A 14394-nucleotide genomic window follows, 5' to 3' on the forward strand; every position below is an offset into this window, starting at 1 on the left:
ATTGCTGCGATGAAGATCGGCGAACTGGCCAAACTGACCGACTGCCCGGTGGAAACCATCCGTTACTACGAGAAGGAAGGCCTGCTGCCGCCCCCGGCGCGCACCGACGCCAACTACCGCGTGTACACCCAGGCACACACCGAGCGGCTGGTGTTTATCCGCAACTGCCGCAGCCTGGACATGACCCTGGAAGAAATCCGGAGCCTGCTGGGCCTACGGGACAGCCCCCAGGACCAGTGCGAAAGCGTGAATGCGTTGATCGACGAGCATATCCACCATGTGAAGGCGCGGATCGATGGGCTGTTGGCGTTGCAGGAGCAACTGCTGGACTTGCGCCAGCGCTGTGGTGGCGGGGATCAGTGCGGGATTCTGCAGCGGCTGGAAGTCAGCGGCAGTGTGTTGGCCAGTGAGGCTGAGCCTTCCCATGTGGGCAGAAGCCACGGCCATTAACTCAAACGAACACGGTTCAAATGTGGGAGGGGGCTTGCCCCCGATCGGGAGTTCCAGCCACCCAATACTTAGCTGATCCACCGCTATCAGGGGCAAGCCCCCTCCCACACAAGCCCACACCTTAAGACCAGGACAGTCGTTAGATCGCGACGTCAGCCTTGATGCTTGGGTCGGCGTCGTAGCCCACGATCTCGAAGTCTTCGAACTTGTAGTCGTAGATCGACGCCGGTTTGCGCTTGATCACCAGCTCCGGCAGCTTCTTCGGCGTGCGCGCCAGCTGGGTGCGGATCTGTTCCATGTGGTTGCTGTAGGCGTGGGTGTCGCCGGTGGTGACGATGATCTCATGGGGGATCAGGTCGCACTGCTGGGCCAGCATATGGGTGAGCAAGGCCAGCGCGGCGGTGTTGTACGGCAGGCCGAGGAACACGTCGGAGCTGCGGATGTACAACTGCATCGACAGGTGACCGTCGTGCACGAACGCCTGGTACAGCAGGTGGCACGGTGGCAAGGCTTGTTTGCCGTTGCGCGCGTTTTCCTGCGGGCTCTGTGTTTCGTCGGGCAGGTACTCGACGTTCCAGCCGTGGAACAGGATGCGGCGGCTGTTGGGGTTGGTCTTGAGGGTGTGGACCATGTAGTCGATCTGGTTGATCGTGCCGCCGTCCTTGGTCGGCCAGGCCGTCCACTGCTCGCCGTACACCGGGCCGAGGTCACCCTCTTCGGTGGCCCATTCGTCCCAGATGCGCACGCCGTTTTCGTTGAGCCACTTGATGTTGGTGTTGCCACTCAACATCCAGATCAGCTCGTTGGCGATGCTTTTGAAATGAAGCTTCTTGGTGGTCAGCAGCGGGAAGCCGTCGGCCAAGTTATGCCGATACTGACGGGCAAACACGGCCTTGGTGCCGGTGCCGGTGCGATCGCCCTTGGTCAATCCATTGGTCACGACGTCGTTCAGTAGTTCGAGATATTGCTTCATGTTGGTACCCGTATCGTTGAAGCCCGGACCATACGGCCCGGGCATTCGAATTTAAAGCGCGGTGTTCTTCAGAGGTTGCGGGCGGTTGTACGCCCACCACAGCAGGCCCAGGCCGCCGATGATCATCGGCAGGCTGAGGATCTGGCCCATGGTCACCCAACCGAACGCCAGGTAGCCCAGTTGTGCATCTGGCACGCGCACGAACTCGACGATAAAGCGGAAGATCCCGTAGAACAGCGCAAACATGCCGGAAACCGCCATGGTCGGGCGCGGTTTGCGCGAAAAGATGTAGAGGATAAGGAACAGTGCCACGCCTTCCAACGCGAACTGGTAAAGCTGCGACGGATGGCGCGGCAGTTGTGCCGGGTCGCTGAACGGCGGGAACACCATGGCCCACGGCACGTCGGTCGGCTTGCCCCACAACTCGGCGTTGATGAAGTTGCCGATACGCCCGGCGCCCAGGCCGATCGGCACCATCGGCGCAACGAAGTCCATCAACTGGAAGAACGACTTGCCGTTGCGGCGACCGAACCACCAGGCGGCGATCATTACACCGATGAACCCACCGTGGAACGCCATGCCGCCCTTCCACACTTCGAAGATCAGTGTCGGGTTAGCGATATACGCCGAAAGGTCGTAGAACAGCACATAGCCGAGTCGCCCGCCGACGATCACTCCCATCGACAGCCAGAAAATCAGGTCGGAGAGTTTCTCCTTGGTCCAGGTCGGGTCGAACCGGTTCAGGCGTCGAGAGGCCAGAAACCAGGCACCGCCGATGCCGATCAGGTACATCAACCCGTACCAGTGGATTTTCAGCGGACCGATGGCCAGGGCCACCGGGTCGATCTGCGGGTAAGGCAGCATTGCGACTCCTCGTTAAATCATTCGTTAGGCGTGCGGACCATGCCGGTGTGCGATTAAGCCTGCGTTACAGCCGCTGTTTCAAATTAAGAAGTTCACACGCACCGAAACGCCAGGCATGTTAACGGATGGAAGGCGTACCGCCCAACTTCGATACGATGGAACGCCTGCCGCTGTATGAGTAGAGTGACAAAAAACACAAAAGGGATCGCCTGATGTGCCTGATTGTTTTTGCCTGGCGGCCGGGCCACGCCCAGCCGCTGATCGTCGCGGCCAACCGTGACGAGTTCTACGCCCGCCCCAGCCTGCCGCTGGCCCAGTGGCCGGATGCGCCTGAGGTGTACGCTGGCCGGGACCAGGAAGCCGGTGGCACTTGGCTGGGCGTGAATGCCGATGGGCGCTTTGCCGCCCTGACCAATATCCGTGATCCGCATCAGCCACCGGCCCGTAAGTCACGGGGAGAGCTGGTTGCGCGATTTCTCAACGGTTCGCTGCCGATTGATGAGTATTTAGCCGACGTTAACGGCCGTTCAATTGAATATGCCGGATTTAACCTGCTGGTGGGCACGCGGGATGAGTTGTGGCATTACAACGCTAATCACACCGAGCCGACGCGGCTGGCGGCCGGGGTGTATGGATTATCCAATGCGGGGCTCGATACGCCGTGGCCCAAGCTGCTCAAGGCCAAGGCGGCGTTGGGCGCGGTGCTGGATGATCCGCAACCAGAGGCGCTGTTGGATATTTTGAGTGACCCGCAGACCGCGCCGTTTGCGGACTTGCCGGACACCGGGGTGGGGTTGGCGACGGAGAGCCTGCTATCAAGCGTGTTTATTGCCAGTCCAAGTTATGGGACTCGGGCGAGTACGGCGTTGATTGTGAGTGCGGATGGGACGCGGCTGATGGTAGAGCGTAGTTTTGGGCCCCATGGTGGACGGCTTGGCGAAGTCGAATTAAACCTGTAGGAGCGAGCTTGCTCGCGAAAAACCTGAGAGCGCCGCGGGGAATCAGACTCCCCGCGTTATCGTTGACGTTTTTTCGCGAGCAAGCTCGCTCCTACAAGGTTTTTGCGGAAGCTGGGTTGATCATCCGCGTCAGCCCCAGGTTCTTCAGGGCCAACTGCAACGAGCTGTGGATAACTTGCGGGTTGTCGATGGTCATCAACTCCGCCAACAGCTCCTTGGCCATGCTCAGTTCAACCTGGCGCAGCATCCACTTCACCTTCGGCAAGTTGGTGGCGTTCATCGACAGGCTGTCAAAGCCCATCGCCATCAACAACACTGCCGCCGCCGGGTCACCAGCCATTTCTCCGCAGATGCTCACCGGCTTGCCTTCGGCATGGGCGTCGCGCACCACATGTTGCAGGGCTTGCAGCACCGCCGGATGCAGGTAGTCGTAGAGGTCGGCCACCCGTGGGTTGTTACGGTCCACGGCCAGCAGGTATTGAGTCAGGTCGTTGGAACCCACTGACAGGAAGTCCACCTGCCGCGCCAGCTCCTTGGCCTGGTACACCGCCGCCGGGATTTCGATCATCACGCCAATCGGTGGCATCGGTACGTCGGCGCCTTCGTCGCGTACTTCGCCCCAGGCGCGGTGGATAAGATGCAACGCCTCTTCCAGCTCATGGGTGCCGGAGATCATCGGCAGCAGGATGCGCAGGTTGTTCAGGCCTTCGCTGGCCTTGAGCATGGCGCGGGTCTGTACCAGGAAAATTTCGGGGTGGTCGAGTGTGACGCGAATGCCACGCCAGCCGAGGAACGGGTTGTCCTCCTTGATCGGGAAATACGACAGTGACTTGTCGCCGCCGATGTCCAGGCTGCGCATGGTCACCGGCAACGGGTGGAAGGCCTGCAGTTGCTCGCGATAAATCGCCAGCTGCTCCTTCTCGCTCGGGAAACGCTGGTTGATCATGAACGGCACTTCAGTGCGGTACAGCCCCACACCTTCAGCGCCGCGCTGTTGCGCACGGGCCACGTCAGCCAGCAGGCCGGTGTTGACCAACAACGGTACACGATGGCCATCAGTCGTCACGCACGGCAGTTCGCGCAATGAATCAAGGCCCAGCGCCAGTTGTTTCTCTTCCTCAACCACTTCGGCGTATTGCTTGCGCAGCACTTCGCTGGGGTTGGTGAAAACTTCGCCGCGATGACCATCGACGATCATGTCGATGCCGTCGACCTTGGCGTACGGCAGGTCCACCAGGCCCATCACCGTCGGGATGCCCATGGCACGAGCCAGGATAGCGACGTGGGAGTTGCCCGAACCCAGTACCGAGACCAGACCCACCAACTTGCCTTCCGGCACTTCGCCAAGCTGGGTTGCCGTCAGTTCCTCACTGACCAGGATAGTGTTGTCGGGGAAGACCATATTGGTGGTGCGATCTTCCTGCAGGTACGCCAGCAGACGGCGACCGAGGTCGCGCACATCCGAGGCCCGCTCACGCAGGTAGTCGTCATCCATCATCTCGAAGCGGTTGACGTGATCGGTGACCACCTGGCGCAGCGCGCCCTGGGCCCATTGGCCGGTCTTGATCACGGTCTTGACTTCGTTACCCAGCGACGCGTCATCCAGCATCATCTGGTACACGTCAAACAACGCACGCTCTTCGGGACGCAGTTGGGTGGCCAGCTTGTTCGACAGGTTGCGCATGTCGGCGCGCACGCCTTCCAGGGCGGTCTTGAACAGTTTGATTTCAGCATCGATGTCGGTGACGGTCTTGTCCGGCACCACGTCCAGATCCGCCGGCGGCAGCATGACCACCGCCGTACCGACCGCAGCACCTGGCGAACCGGGCACACCAACGAACTTGGCTTCCTGGATACCCTTGCCTTCGCGCCCCAGGCCGCGAATCGAGCCGGTGGCTTCAGCGTGGGCAATAACCCCGGCGAGCTGTGCGCTCATGGTCACGAGGAAGGCTTCTTCACCCTCGTCGAACTGGCGGCGCTCTTTTTGCTGGATAACCAACACACCGACGACGCGGCGGTGGTGAATGATCGGTGCACCGAGGAACGAGGCGTAACGTTCTTCACCGGTTTCGGCAAAGTAGCGATAACGCGGGTGATCGGCCGCGTTTTCAAGGTTCAGGGGTTCTTCACGCGTCCCCACCAGGCCCACCAGACCTTCATTGGGCGCCATGCTGACCTTGCCGATGGAGCGCTTGTTCAAGCCCTCCGTGGCCATCAGCACAAAACGGTTGGTCTCGGGGTCCAGCAGGTAAACCGAGCAGACCTGGCTGCCCATGGCTTCCTTGACGCGCAACACAATAATCCCCAACGCCGCCTTGAGATCCTTGGCGGAGTTAACTTCCTGGACGATCTTGCGCAGCGTATTGAGCATGGCTCGGGGTCGAACTCCGTCGTCAGTCGCGCGCTAAAAGGCGCGGGGCAAGCTCTTTGAGCGCGCGACGATAAACCTCGCGCTTGAATGTCACCACCTGGCCCAACGGGTACCAATAGCTGACCCAGCGCCAGCCATCGAACTCCGGTTTACCGGTCAAATCCATCCGCACCCGCTGCTCGTTGGAGATCAGGCGCAGGAGAAACCATTTCTGCTTCTGGCCGATGCACAGCGGTTGGCTGTGGGTACGCACCAGGCGTTGCGGCAAACGATAGCGCAACCAGCCACGGGTACAGGCCAGAATTTGCACATCTTCGCGCTCAAGGCCGACTTCTTCGTTCAACTCGCGGTACAAGGCGTCTTCAGGGGTCTCGTCGGGGTTGATTCCACCTTGAGGAAACTGCCAGGCATCTTGGTTGATTCGGCGAGCCCATAGCACCTGTCCGGCATCATTCGTAAGAATAATCCCGACATTAGGACGGAAACCATCGGGGTCGATCACGGCAACAACCTCGCAAACGCATGTCGCCGCATTGTTCCACAAAGGTTGATGAAGCGGCAACGAGGCTTCGTACCTTATGTGCACTCTTGTGAAAAGACCGTATTCTGGACGCCTTTTTACAGACTTTTCAGCGAGTAACTGCAATGCGCCTGGCTTTATTCGACTTGGACAACACCCTTCTCGGCGGTGACAGCGATCACGCCTGGGGCGATTACCTCTGTGAACGCGGGATTCTCGACCCGGTGGCCTACAAGGCCCGCAACGACGAGTTCTACCAGGACTACCTGGCCGGCAAGCTGGACAATGCCGCCTACCTGAACTTCTGCCTGGAGATCCTCGGCCGCACCGAGATGGCCCAGCTGGACGAGTGGCACAACGACTATATGCGCGACTGCATCGAGCCGATCATCCTGCCGCTGGCCATTGAGCTGCTGGCCAAGCACCGCGCCGCCGGTGACAAGTTGGTGATCATCACCGCCACCAACCGTTTCGTCACCGCGCCAATTGCCGCACGCCTGGGCGTGGAAACCCTGATCGCCACCGAGTGCGAAATGGAAAACGGCCGTTACACCGGGCGCAGCACCGATGTGCCCTGCTTCCGTGAAGGCAAGGTGACACGCTTGAACCGCTGGCTGGAAGAAACCGGGTACAGCCTGGAAGACAGCTACTTCTATAGTGACTCGATGAATGACCTGCCGCTGCTGGAGCAGGTGACTCACCCGGTGGCGGTGGATCCGGATCCGAATCTGCGGGCCGAGGCCGAGAAGCGTGGATGGCCGGTGATTACTTTGCGTGGCTGATGGCCCCTTCGCGAGCAAGCCCGCTCCCACACTCGACCGAGTTCCAACATGAGAATGAGGTCAAAATGTGGGAGGGGGCTTGCCCCCGATGCAGGCGACTCGGTCTAAAGCCTCAAACCGGCTTTGCACCCATGAGCCCCGCAATCGCCACAAACCCCACCAGACTGACCACCGCCAGTACCAGCGTGAAGTTCAGGCTACCGCCCTCGCCTTTGCGCAGGCGATTGAGCCGCGCCACCAGCCAGAACCAGGCCAGCGCCGCCACGGTATAGAGGATGCTGGAACCCAGGATCCAGGTCTGGCCCAGCGGCCAGCCCACCAGGTGCACCAGCCACCAGCCGGTAAACGGCATGCTGATCACGCATACGCCCATCAGCAACCAAACAAAGGCCCACGGGCGTTGCACGGTCACCGCCGGGCCGGCGCTGCGTTTGCGCCAGGCCAGCAATGCCAGGCCAAGGCCGCTGAGCAGTAACACCACGGTGGCTGCCATGTGGATAACTTTCAGGGTGGTCAGGGTTTCCATGTGTCGTTTTCCTTAAAGGCCGCCCCCTCAGCGTAGTCGCTCAACCGAGGAACAGTTTGTAGGCCGGGTTATCGCTTTCATCCCAGTACGGGTAGCCGATGGCTTCCAGGGCGGCCGGTACCAGGTGACGTTCATCCGCCGGCACTTGCAGGCCGGCGACCACACGGCCGTCTGCTGCGCCGTGGTTGCGATAGTGGAACATCGAGATGTTCCAGCGCCCGCCCAATTTGTTAAGAAAGTTGAACAACGCCCCCGGACGCTCCGGAAACTCGAAGCGCAACACCACTTCATCGCTGACCTTGGCCGCGTGCCCGCCGACCATATGGCGAATGTGCAACTTGGCCAGTTCGTTCTCGGTCAGGTCCAGCACCGGGAAACCCTGGCTGGTCAGGCTGGCGATAAGTGCGCTGCGCGGATCATTTTCCGGGTGGGTCTGCACGCCGACGAAGATGTGCGCCTCGCTGCCGGAGTGGTAGCGGTAGTTGAATTCGGTGATCTGGCGCTTGCCCACAGCCTCGCAGAACGCCTTGAAACTACCGGGCTTCTCGGGGATGGTCACGGCGATGATGGCTTCGCGGCCTTCACCCAGTTCGGCGCGCTCGGCCACATGGCGCAGGCGGTCGAAGTTGACGTTGGCACCGGAGTCGATGGCGACCAGGGTCTGCCCGGTGACGCCACGGGTCTCGACGTACTTCTTGATCCCAGCCACGCCCAATGCCCCGGCCGGCTCGGTGATGGAACGGGTGTCGTCGTAGATGTCCTTGATCGCCGCACAGATCTCGTCGGTGCTCACGGTGATCACTTCATCCACATAGTCCTTGCAGATGTCGAAGGTGTGCTGGCCGATCTGCGCCACCGCCACGCCATCGGCAAAGAGGCCCACGCTCGGCAACACCACGCGCTCGCCAGCAGCCATGGCGGCTTGCAGGCAGTTGGAGTCGTCCGGCTCGACGCCGATGATCTTGATCTCGGGGCGCAGGTATTTCACGTACGCCGCAATACCGGCAATCAGCCCGCCGCCGCCCACTGGTACGAAAATCGCGTCCAACGGCCCTGGATGCTGGCGCAGGATCTCCATCGCCACGGTGCCCTGCCCGGCAATGGTGTGTGGATCATCGTAGGGGTGGATATAGACGTAGCCTTTTTCGTCGACCAGTTTCAGCGAGTAGGCCAGGGCTTCCGGGAAGGAATCGCCATGCAGCACTACTTTGCCGCCGCGGGAGCGCACGCCTTCGACCTTGATTTCCGGCGTGGTCTTGGGCATCACGATGGTGGCCTTGACCCCCAGCACCTTCGCCGCCAGGGCCAGGCCCTGGGCATGGTTGCCGGCCGACGCGGTGACCACGCCGCGCGCACGTTCTTCGGCGCTCAGTTGGGTCAGCTTGTTATAGGCGCCGCGAATCTTGAACGAGAACACCGGCTGCAAGTCTTCACGCTTGAGCCAGACCTGGTTGCCCAGCCGCTCGGAGAGCTGGCGGGCGGTCTGCAACGGGGTTTCTACGGCAACGTCGTAAACGCGCGAGGTGAGGATCTTTTTGACGTACTGTTCAAGCATCGGCGGATATCACTGGGCGGGTTGGGCAGGGCCAAGGAGTCTAACCCAGCGTTTGGGCGGGCGACCACACGAATCCAGAGGTTTTGTTGGGTTATACTCGCGCCCCTCGATAACTCCCCGCCCGTTCCGGAGCCCGCATGACCCAGGATCAACTCAAACAGGCAGTGGCCCAGGCCGCCGTCGATTTAATCCTCCCTAAACTCGACGACAAGAGCATCGTCGGTGTCGGCACCGGCTCCACTGCCAACTGCTTTATTGATGCACTGGCCCAGCACAAAGGCGCATTCGATGGCGCCGTGGCCAGCTCCGAAGCCACCGCCGCACGCCTCAAGGGCCACGGCATTCCGGTGTACGAGCTCAACACCGTGAGCGACCTGGAGTTCTACATCGACGGCGCCGATGAAAGCGACGAACACCTGAACCTGATCAAAGGCGGCGGCGCAGCCCTGACCCGCGAGAAGATCGTCGCTGCCGTGGCCAAGACCTTCATCTGCATCGCCGACGCCAGCAAGCTGGTGCCGGTACTCGGCGCCTTCCCGCTGCCGGTGGAAGTGATCCCGATGGCCCGCAGCCACGTGGCCCGCGAGCTGGTGAAGCTGGGCGGCGACCCGGTGTACCGCGAAGGCGTGCTGACCGACAACGGCAACATCATCCTCGACGTGTTCAACATGCAGATCACCAACCCGGTGGAGCTTGAAACCCAGATCAACGCGATTGTCGGCGTGGTCACCAACGGCCTGTTCGCGGCGCGCCCGGCCGATGTACTGCTGTTGGGCACCGCCGAAGGCGTCAAAACCCTCAAGGCCTGAGAACACCGCTGAGCTAAGGTGGGAGGGGGCTTGCCCCCGATGAGGGAGTGTCAGTCAACGGATGCTTGGCTGATATACCGCTATCGGGAGCAAGCCCCCTCCCACATTGGTTCAGCGGGGCTTCTTGAAGACGTAGAACAGGTTCGGCTCGCTGACGAGGTACAACGCGCCCTCGTCATCCATGGCGATCCCTTCGGCCTGCGGCACTCGCTTCGTCAGGCCATGACGCCCGTTGAGCAGTGACAGACTGCTCAGCGGGCGACCGTCGATATCCAGTTCCAGCACCAGGAACGATTCATCCGACAGCGCCAGCAGATGGCCGCTGCGTTCATCGTATTGCAGGCTCGACAGGTCACGCACAAACAACCCGGCATCGCGCTTGGGGTTGTTGATCACGTGCACCGAGTAGGTTTTTTCCGGCTTGAAATGCGGGAAGCCGTGCACCTCGTAGATCAGCATCGGGTCGCGCTCCTTGGCCACGAACAGGCGCTTGCCCACCGAGTCATACGCCAGGCCTTCAAAGCCCTTGTTGCCACCGACGTGCAGGCCCAGGGTCATCTGCTCCGCATCGACGGCGTCGAGGAACTGGGTGTCGTCATCCACATGCACCTTGATCAGCCGCTGCTGGCGCTCATCGCTGATGACATAGATGTTGTCGCTGATGAACTCCACAGCTTCGGCATCGCCAAACCCGATCAAGGGGATGCGTCGCAGGATCTTGCCTTCCAGGGACAACTCGATCAGTTCGGCGTTTTTATTGGTGACGGTGAACAGGCTTTTGCGCACCGGGTCGTAGGTCAGGGCCGACACATCGTCGTCGAGCCCCTCGATGACCTTGGCTTCCAGCGTTACCTGGTAGTCCGCCAGGCCGATCGAGCGTTCATCGGCCGGCTGGCGCCACACTTGCCAATTGAACCAGGCACGTTCGAACAGGCGAAAATGCTGCGCAACGGCCCCGGCGCTGACCAGGGTGATCAGCGCCAGCATGATAAACAGGGGTTTGGGGCGGGCTAGTCGTTGCATCGGGCGGGCTCAAAGTCAAAAGTGGCGAATGAATATCACGCCCGTCTGAATTTAAACTTAAACACGCCCGGATGTCTGGCAGATGCCGCTCACAGAGACCTATCTGACGTAATCGGTGTGCTATTTCTGCTTTTCGAACCGGTAGAACAGGTTGGGCTCACTGACGATGTACAGCGTGCCCTCCTCGTCCATGGTCACCCCTTCGGCACGGGGAATGGTGTGCTTGATGCCGTTGAAACCGCCGAGCAAGGTCATGAAGCTGACTTGCTGGCCCTTCTCGTCCAACTCCAGCAGCAAGTGGGAGTCGGCCGACAGCACCAGCAAATGCCCGGTACGCGGGTCAACAGCCAGGGCCGAGAGGTTGCGCATGTCCAGTTCTTTGCTCGCCAGCTTTTGTTTATCGCCCGCCAGGGTCGGGCCGCCGTCGCTTTTCCAGGTGAACAACGCGGGCGGGCGCTCTTCGCCAAGGATCAACTGCTGGTTGCGCTTGTCCCAGGTGATGGCTTCGAAGGCCTTGTTCTGGTCCTTGGACGGGCCGAGGTCATAGCTGGTGAAGTCGGCCTTGTTCAGTTGGGTGGTGCTCGCATCGACCTTGACGATGGTCAGGGTGTGCTGGCGCTCGTCGACCACCGCCAACAGGCCATTCTCCATCACCGTCACGCCTTCCGGGTTGTCCCAGCCGTTGAGCGGCATCTTGCGCAGCACATCGCCTTGCAGGCTCAACTCGGCCAGGAACGGGTTTTTGCCCATCACGGAAAACAGGGTTTTGGTCTGTGGGCTGTAGGAGACGTCCGAAGCTTCGTCCTTCTCCATCCCCGGCAAAAGCTTGCCATCGATGACCGCATGGTAATCCGGCAGCCATACGCTCTGCTGGCGTTCGGCCGGCGTCTCAAAGCGCTCCAGCAACCACAGCACACCGCGGTCGTCCCAGTGCATGGCCAAGGCCACGCCATACAGGATCACCCCTGTCAGCAACAGCCAGGAATACCAGCGCATGGCAAAACGGGAACGCGGCTTGGGTGAAGCGGAGGGCAGGGACACGGCCATTGGGCGCTTTTTCCGGAAAGTCAGCGTTAGGTGATAGCACAGGAACAACGGGCCTGCGCGCAAGAGGCTGCGGATTATCCGGATGGTGTGTGAAAAAAATGCAAAAGCCTGGGAGTTTCGGGCATACACAAAACCAATGTGGGAGGGGGCTTGCCCCCGATTACTGAGTGTCAGGCAACAGATGTTTGACTGATAAACCGCTATCGGGGGCAAGCTCCCTCCCACATTTTGAACTGCGTTTCAGCGCACGCTGCTTTCGAAGCGGTTCACACCCGCCAATTCCAGCACCAACTCATCCCCCACATTCAGCGGGCCCACTCCGGCCGGGGTGCCGGTGAGGATCACGTCGCCCGCCTGCAGCGAGAAGCAGCCGGCCATGTGCTGGATCATCGGGATGATCGGGTTGAGCATCTGCGCGCTGTTGCCGTCCTGGCGCACTTCGCCATTGATGCTCAGGCGGATGCCGATGTCGGTCACGTCGGCAAACGTGCTGCCCACCACGAACGGTGCAATCACCGCCGCGCCGTCGAAGGACTTGGCGATTTCCCACGGCAGGCCCTTGGCTTTCAGCTCAGCCTGCTTGTCACGCAGGGTCAGGTCCAGGGCCGGGGCGAAGCCGGAGATGGCATCCAGCACTTCTTCACGGCTGGGCTTGTTCGACAACGGCTTGCCGATCAATACCGCGATTTCCGCTTCGTAATGCACCGAACCGCGTTCGGTCGGGATGCTGAAACCGCCTTCCAGCGGCACCACACAACTGCCCGGCTTGATGAACAACAACGGCTCGGTCGGCACCGGGTTGTCCAGTTCCTTGGCGTGTTCGGCGTAGTTACGCCCGATACACACCACTTTCCCGACCGGAAAGTGGATGTTGGTGCCGTCGACATACTTGTGCTGGTAGCTCATGGAACGACTCCTTCAGGGCGATTAAACAGCGAAGATCTTGCCAGGGTTCATGATCCCGTTCGGGTCGAACACCGCTTTGACGGCCTTCATGTACTCGATTTCCACCGGCGAGCGGCTGTAGGTCAGGTAGTCACGCTTGGTCATGCCCACGCCGTGTTCGGCGGAGATCGAACCGTTGTACTTCTCGACGGTTTCGAACACCCACTTGTTCACGGTGGCGCACTTGGCAAAGAACTCGTCCTTGCTCAGGTTTTCCGGCTTGAGGATGTTCAGGTGCAGGTTGCCGTCGCCGATGTGGCCGAACCAGACGATTTCGAAGTCCGGGTAGTGTTCGCCGACGATCGCGTCGATTTCCTTCAAGAACGCCGGTACTTTGGAGACAGTCACCGAGATATCGTTCTTGTATGGGGTCCAGTGGGAAATCGTCTCGGAGATGTACTCGCGCAGTTTCCACAGGTTGTGCAGCTGGGTTTCGCTCTGGCTCATCACGCCGTCCAGCACCCAGCCCTGTTCTACGCAGTGCTCGAAGGTTTCCAGCGCGTGGTTGGCGACTTCTTCGGTGGTGGCTTCGAATTCCAGCAGCGCATAGAACGGGCATTCGGTTTCGAACGGCGCCGGCACGTCGCCACGGCCCATGACCTTGGCCAGGGCCTTGTCGGAGAAGAATTCGAAGGCGGTCAGGTCCAGTTTGCTCTGGAACGCGTGCAATACCGGCATGATCGAATCAAAGTCAGTCGTACCGAGCACCATGGCGGTGAGGTTCTTCGGCGCACGGTCCAGGCGCATGGTGGCCTCGACCACAAAGCCCAGGGTGCCTTCGGCGCCGATGAACAGTTGACGCATGTCGTAGCCGGTGGCGTTCTTGATCAGGTCGCGGTTCAGCTCCAGTACATCACCCTTGCCGGTAACGACCTTCATGCCGGCCACCCAGTTGCGGGTCATGCCGTAGCGAATCACCTTGATTCCGCCGGCATTGGTGCCGATATTGCCGCCAATCTGGCTGGAACCCGACGACGCGAAGTCCACCGGGTAGTACAGGCCTTTTTCTTCGGCGACGTTCTGCAATTGCTTGGTGACCACGCCCGGCTGGCACACGGCGGTGCGGTCGGTGAGGTTCACGTCGAGAATCTGGTTCATGTAGTCGAACGACACCACCACTTCGCCATTCGCCGCCACGGCAGCGGCCGACAGGCCAGTACGCCCACCGGATGGCACCAGCGCGACCTTGTGGGTATTGGCCCAACGCACGATGGCCTGGACCTGCTCAGTGGTCTTGGGGAAGACGATGGCGGTCGGCGCGGGTGCGAAGTGCTTGGTCCAATCCTTGCCGTAAGCCTCCAGGGAGTCTGCATCGGTCAGCACTTTGCCGGGCTCAACCAGGGTCTTTAGCTCATCAATCAGGGCAGGATGGGTCATCGACAGAACTCTCGAACAATTCATGGTCATCCTGAGAACGCTTCACGTCGCAGGAATGAGTGTTTAGCGGGGCGCGTATGCTAGCATACCGCCCCCGCAGGACAGAGCCCAAGGGCGTTTCTGCGGTGACGGCTTTCCTGCCGTCCGGGTCAGCTTATGTGATCCGATTCCCTGCCATTTTTCTCCGGGATAC

14 protein-coding genes are annotated in these 14394 nt (G+C 60.7%); 4 read left to right on the forward strand and 10 right to left on the reverse strand.

Features of this window, described 5'->3' with window-relative positions:
• Positions 1–9: 9 nt before the first annotated feature.
• On the forward strand, positions 10–450 hold the full coding sequence (gene cadR, locus BLR69_RS19890) for a Cd(II)/Pb(II)-responsive transcriptional regulator (RefSeq protein ID WP_071494514.1): 441 nt from the start codon (positions 10–12) through the stop codon (positions 448–450).
• A gap of 139 nt (positions 451–589) precedes the next feature.
• Here cadR and BLR69_RS19895 read toward each other — a convergent pair whose 3' ends face one another.
• Both BLR69_RS19895 and lgt read right to left on the reverse strand, forming a co-directional pair.
• Positions 590–1423, reverse strand: coding sequence for a thymidylate synthase (locus tag BLR69_RS19895; RefSeq protein WP_071494804.1), 834 nt, complete (start codon positions 1421–1423; stop codon positions 590–592).
• A gap of 51 nt (positions 1424–1474) precedes the next feature.
• Positions 1475–2287, reverse strand: a complete 813-nt coding sequence (gene lgt / locus BLR69_RS19900; protein WP_058426513.1) for a prolipoprotein diacylglyceryl transferase — start codon at positions 2285–2287, stop codon at positions 1475–1477.
• Between the two features lie 212 nt (positions 2288–2499).
• On the opposite strand from lgt, the gene BLR69_RS19905 reads away from it, so the two are divergent.
• Positions 2500–3246, forward strand: a complete 747-nt coding sequence (locus tag BLR69_RS19905; RefSeq protein WP_071494515.1) for an NRDE family protein — start codon at positions 2500–2502, stop codon at positions 3244–3246.
• Between the two features lie 91 nt (positions 3247–3337).
• Here the strand turns inward: BLR69_RS19905 and ptsP are convergent, their stop codons facing one another.
• The gene (gene ptsP, locus BLR69_RS19910; protein WP_071494516.1) at positions 3338–5617 is read right to left on the reverse strand and encodes a phosphoenolpyruvate--protein phosphotransferase; all 2280 of its coding nucleotides are present in this window, start codon (positions 5615–5617) and stop codon (positions 3338–3340) included.
• Between the two features lie 22 nt (positions 5618–5639).
• Positions 5640–6119 (reverse strand): RNA pyrophosphohydrolase, encoded by a 480-nt coding sequence (locus BLR69_RS19915; protein ID WP_003176750.1) that lies wholly within the window; start codon positions 6117–6119, stop codon positions 5640–5642.
• Positions 6120–6262: 143 nt separating this feature from the next.
• Between BLR69_RS19915 and BLR69_RS19920 the strand changes: the two genes are divergently transcribed.
• Positions 6263–6919 carry a histidinol-phosphatase gene (locus tag BLR69_RS19920; RefSeq protein WP_071494517.1) on the forward strand — a complete coding sequence of 219 codons (657 nt, stop codon included), beginning with the start codon at positions 6263–6265 and terminating at the stop codon, positions 6917–6919.
• Between the two features lie 112 nt (positions 6920–7031).
• On the opposite strand, the gene BLR69_RS19925 is transcribed toward BLR69_RS19920, so the two are convergent.
• Positions 7032–7445 (reverse strand): DUF2269 family protein, encoded by a 414-nt coding sequence (locus BLR69_RS19925; RefSeq protein ID WP_071494518.1) that lies wholly within the window; start codon positions 7443–7445, stop codon positions 7032–7034.
• Between the two features lie 40 nt (positions 7446–7485).
• Entirely contained in the window at positions 7486–9000 is a 1515-nt protein-coding gene (ilvA, locus tag BLR69_RS19930) for a threonine ammonia-lyase, biosynthetic (protein ID WP_071494519.1), read from the reverse strand.
• A 137-nt stretch (positions 9001–9137) separates the two neighbouring features.
• Here ilvA and rpiA point away from each other — a divergent pair, with 137 nt between their 5' ends.
• Positions 9138–9809: a ribose-5-phosphate isomerase RpiA gene (rpiA, locus tag BLR69_RS19935; protein ID WP_071494520.1), complete on the forward strand. Its 672-nt coding sequence runs from the start codon at positions 9138–9140 to the stop codon at positions 9807–9809.
• 111 nt (positions 9810–9920) lie between these two features.
• Here the strand turns inward: rpiA and BLR69_RS19940 are convergent, their stop codons facing one another.
• From BLR69_RS19940 to BLR69_RS19955, 4 genes are all read right to left on the reverse strand, one after another.
• Complete coding sequence (locus tag BLR69_RS19940; protein WP_071494521.1) at positions 9921–10832, reverse strand: SdiA-regulated domain-containing protein; 912 nt, start codon at positions 10830–10832, stop codon at positions 9921–9923.
• 120 nt (positions 10833–10952) lie between these two features.
• Positions 10953–11879 carry an SdiA-regulated domain-containing protein gene (locus BLR69_RS19945; protein WP_071494522.1) on the reverse strand — a complete coding sequence of 309 codons (927 nt, stop codon included), beginning with the start codon at positions 11877–11879 and terminating at the stop codon, positions 10953–10955.
• A 240-nt stretch (positions 11880–12119) separates the two neighbouring features.
• Positions 12120–12785 carry a fumarylacetoacetate hydrolase family protein gene (locus tag BLR69_RS19950; RefSeq protein WP_071494523.1) on the reverse strand — a complete coding sequence of 222 codons (666 nt, stop codon included), beginning with the start codon at positions 12783–12785 and terminating at the stop codon, positions 12120–12122.
• Positions 12786–12806: 21 nt separating this feature from the next.
• A complete protein-coding gene (locus BLR69_RS19955; RefSeq protein ID WP_016979015.1) occupies positions 12807–14201 on the reverse strand; it encodes an FAD-binding oxidoreductase in 1395 nt (464 codons plus the stop codon).
• Positions 14202–14394 lie beyond the last annotated feature (193 nt).

The organism is Pseudomonas azotoformans, from assembly GCF_900103345.1.
Lineage (GTDB): Bacteria > Pseudomonadota > Gammaproteobacteria > Pseudomonadales > Pseudomonadaceae > Aquipseudomonas > Aquipseudomonas azotoformans.

Coding starts and splice junctions, on each gene's coding strand:
- BLR69_RS19940 (WP_071494521.1), bottom strand. CDS start 10,832: ATGCAACGACTAGCCCGCCCCAAACCCCTGTTTATCATGCTGGCGCTG.
- ptsP (WP_071494516.1), bottom strand. CDS start 5,617: ATGCTCAATACGCTGCGCAAGATCGTCCAGGAAGTTAACTCCGCCAAG.
- BLR69_RS19950 (WP_071494523.1), bottom strand. CDS start 12,785: ATGAGCTACCAGCACAAGTATGTCGACGGCACCAACATCCACTTTCCG.
- BLR69_RS19905 (WP_071494515.1), top strand. CDS start 2,500: ATGTGCCTGATTGTTTTTGCCTGGCGGCCGGGCCACGCCCAGCCGCTG.
- cadR (WP_071494514.1), top strand. CDS start 10: ATGAAGATCGGCGAACTGGCCAAACTGACCGACTGCCCGGTGGAAACC.
- BLR69_RS19920 (WP_071494517.1), top strand. CDS start 6,263: ATGCGCCTGGCTTTATTCGACTTGGACAACACCCTTCTCGGCGGTGAC.
- BLR69_RS19945 (WP_071494522.1), bottom strand. CDS start 11,879: ATGGCCGTGTCCCTGCCCTCCGCTTCACCCAAGCCGCGTTCCCGTTTT.
- ilvA (WP_071494519.1), bottom strand. CDS start 9,000: ATGCTTGAACAGTACGTCAAAAAGATCCTCACCTCGCGCGTTTACGAC.
- rpiA (WP_071494520.1), top strand. CDS start 9,138: ATGACCCAGGATCAACTCAAACAGGCAGTGGCCCAGGCCGCCGTCGAT.
- lgt (WP_058426513.1), bottom strand. CDS start 2,287: ATGCTGCCTTACCCGCAGATCGACCCGGTGGCCCTGGCCATCGGTCCG.
- BLR69_RS19955 (WP_016979015.1), bottom strand. CDS start 14,201: ATGACCCATCCTGCCCTGATTGATGAGCTAAAGACCCTGGTTGAGCCC.
- BLR69_RS19895 (WP_071494804.1), bottom strand. CDS start 1,423: ATGAAGCAATATCTCGAACTACTGAACGACGTCGTGACCAATGGATTG.
- BLR69_RS19925 (WP_071494518.1), bottom strand. CDS start 7,445: ATGGAAACCCTGACCACCCTGAAAGTTATCCACATGGCAGCCACCGTG.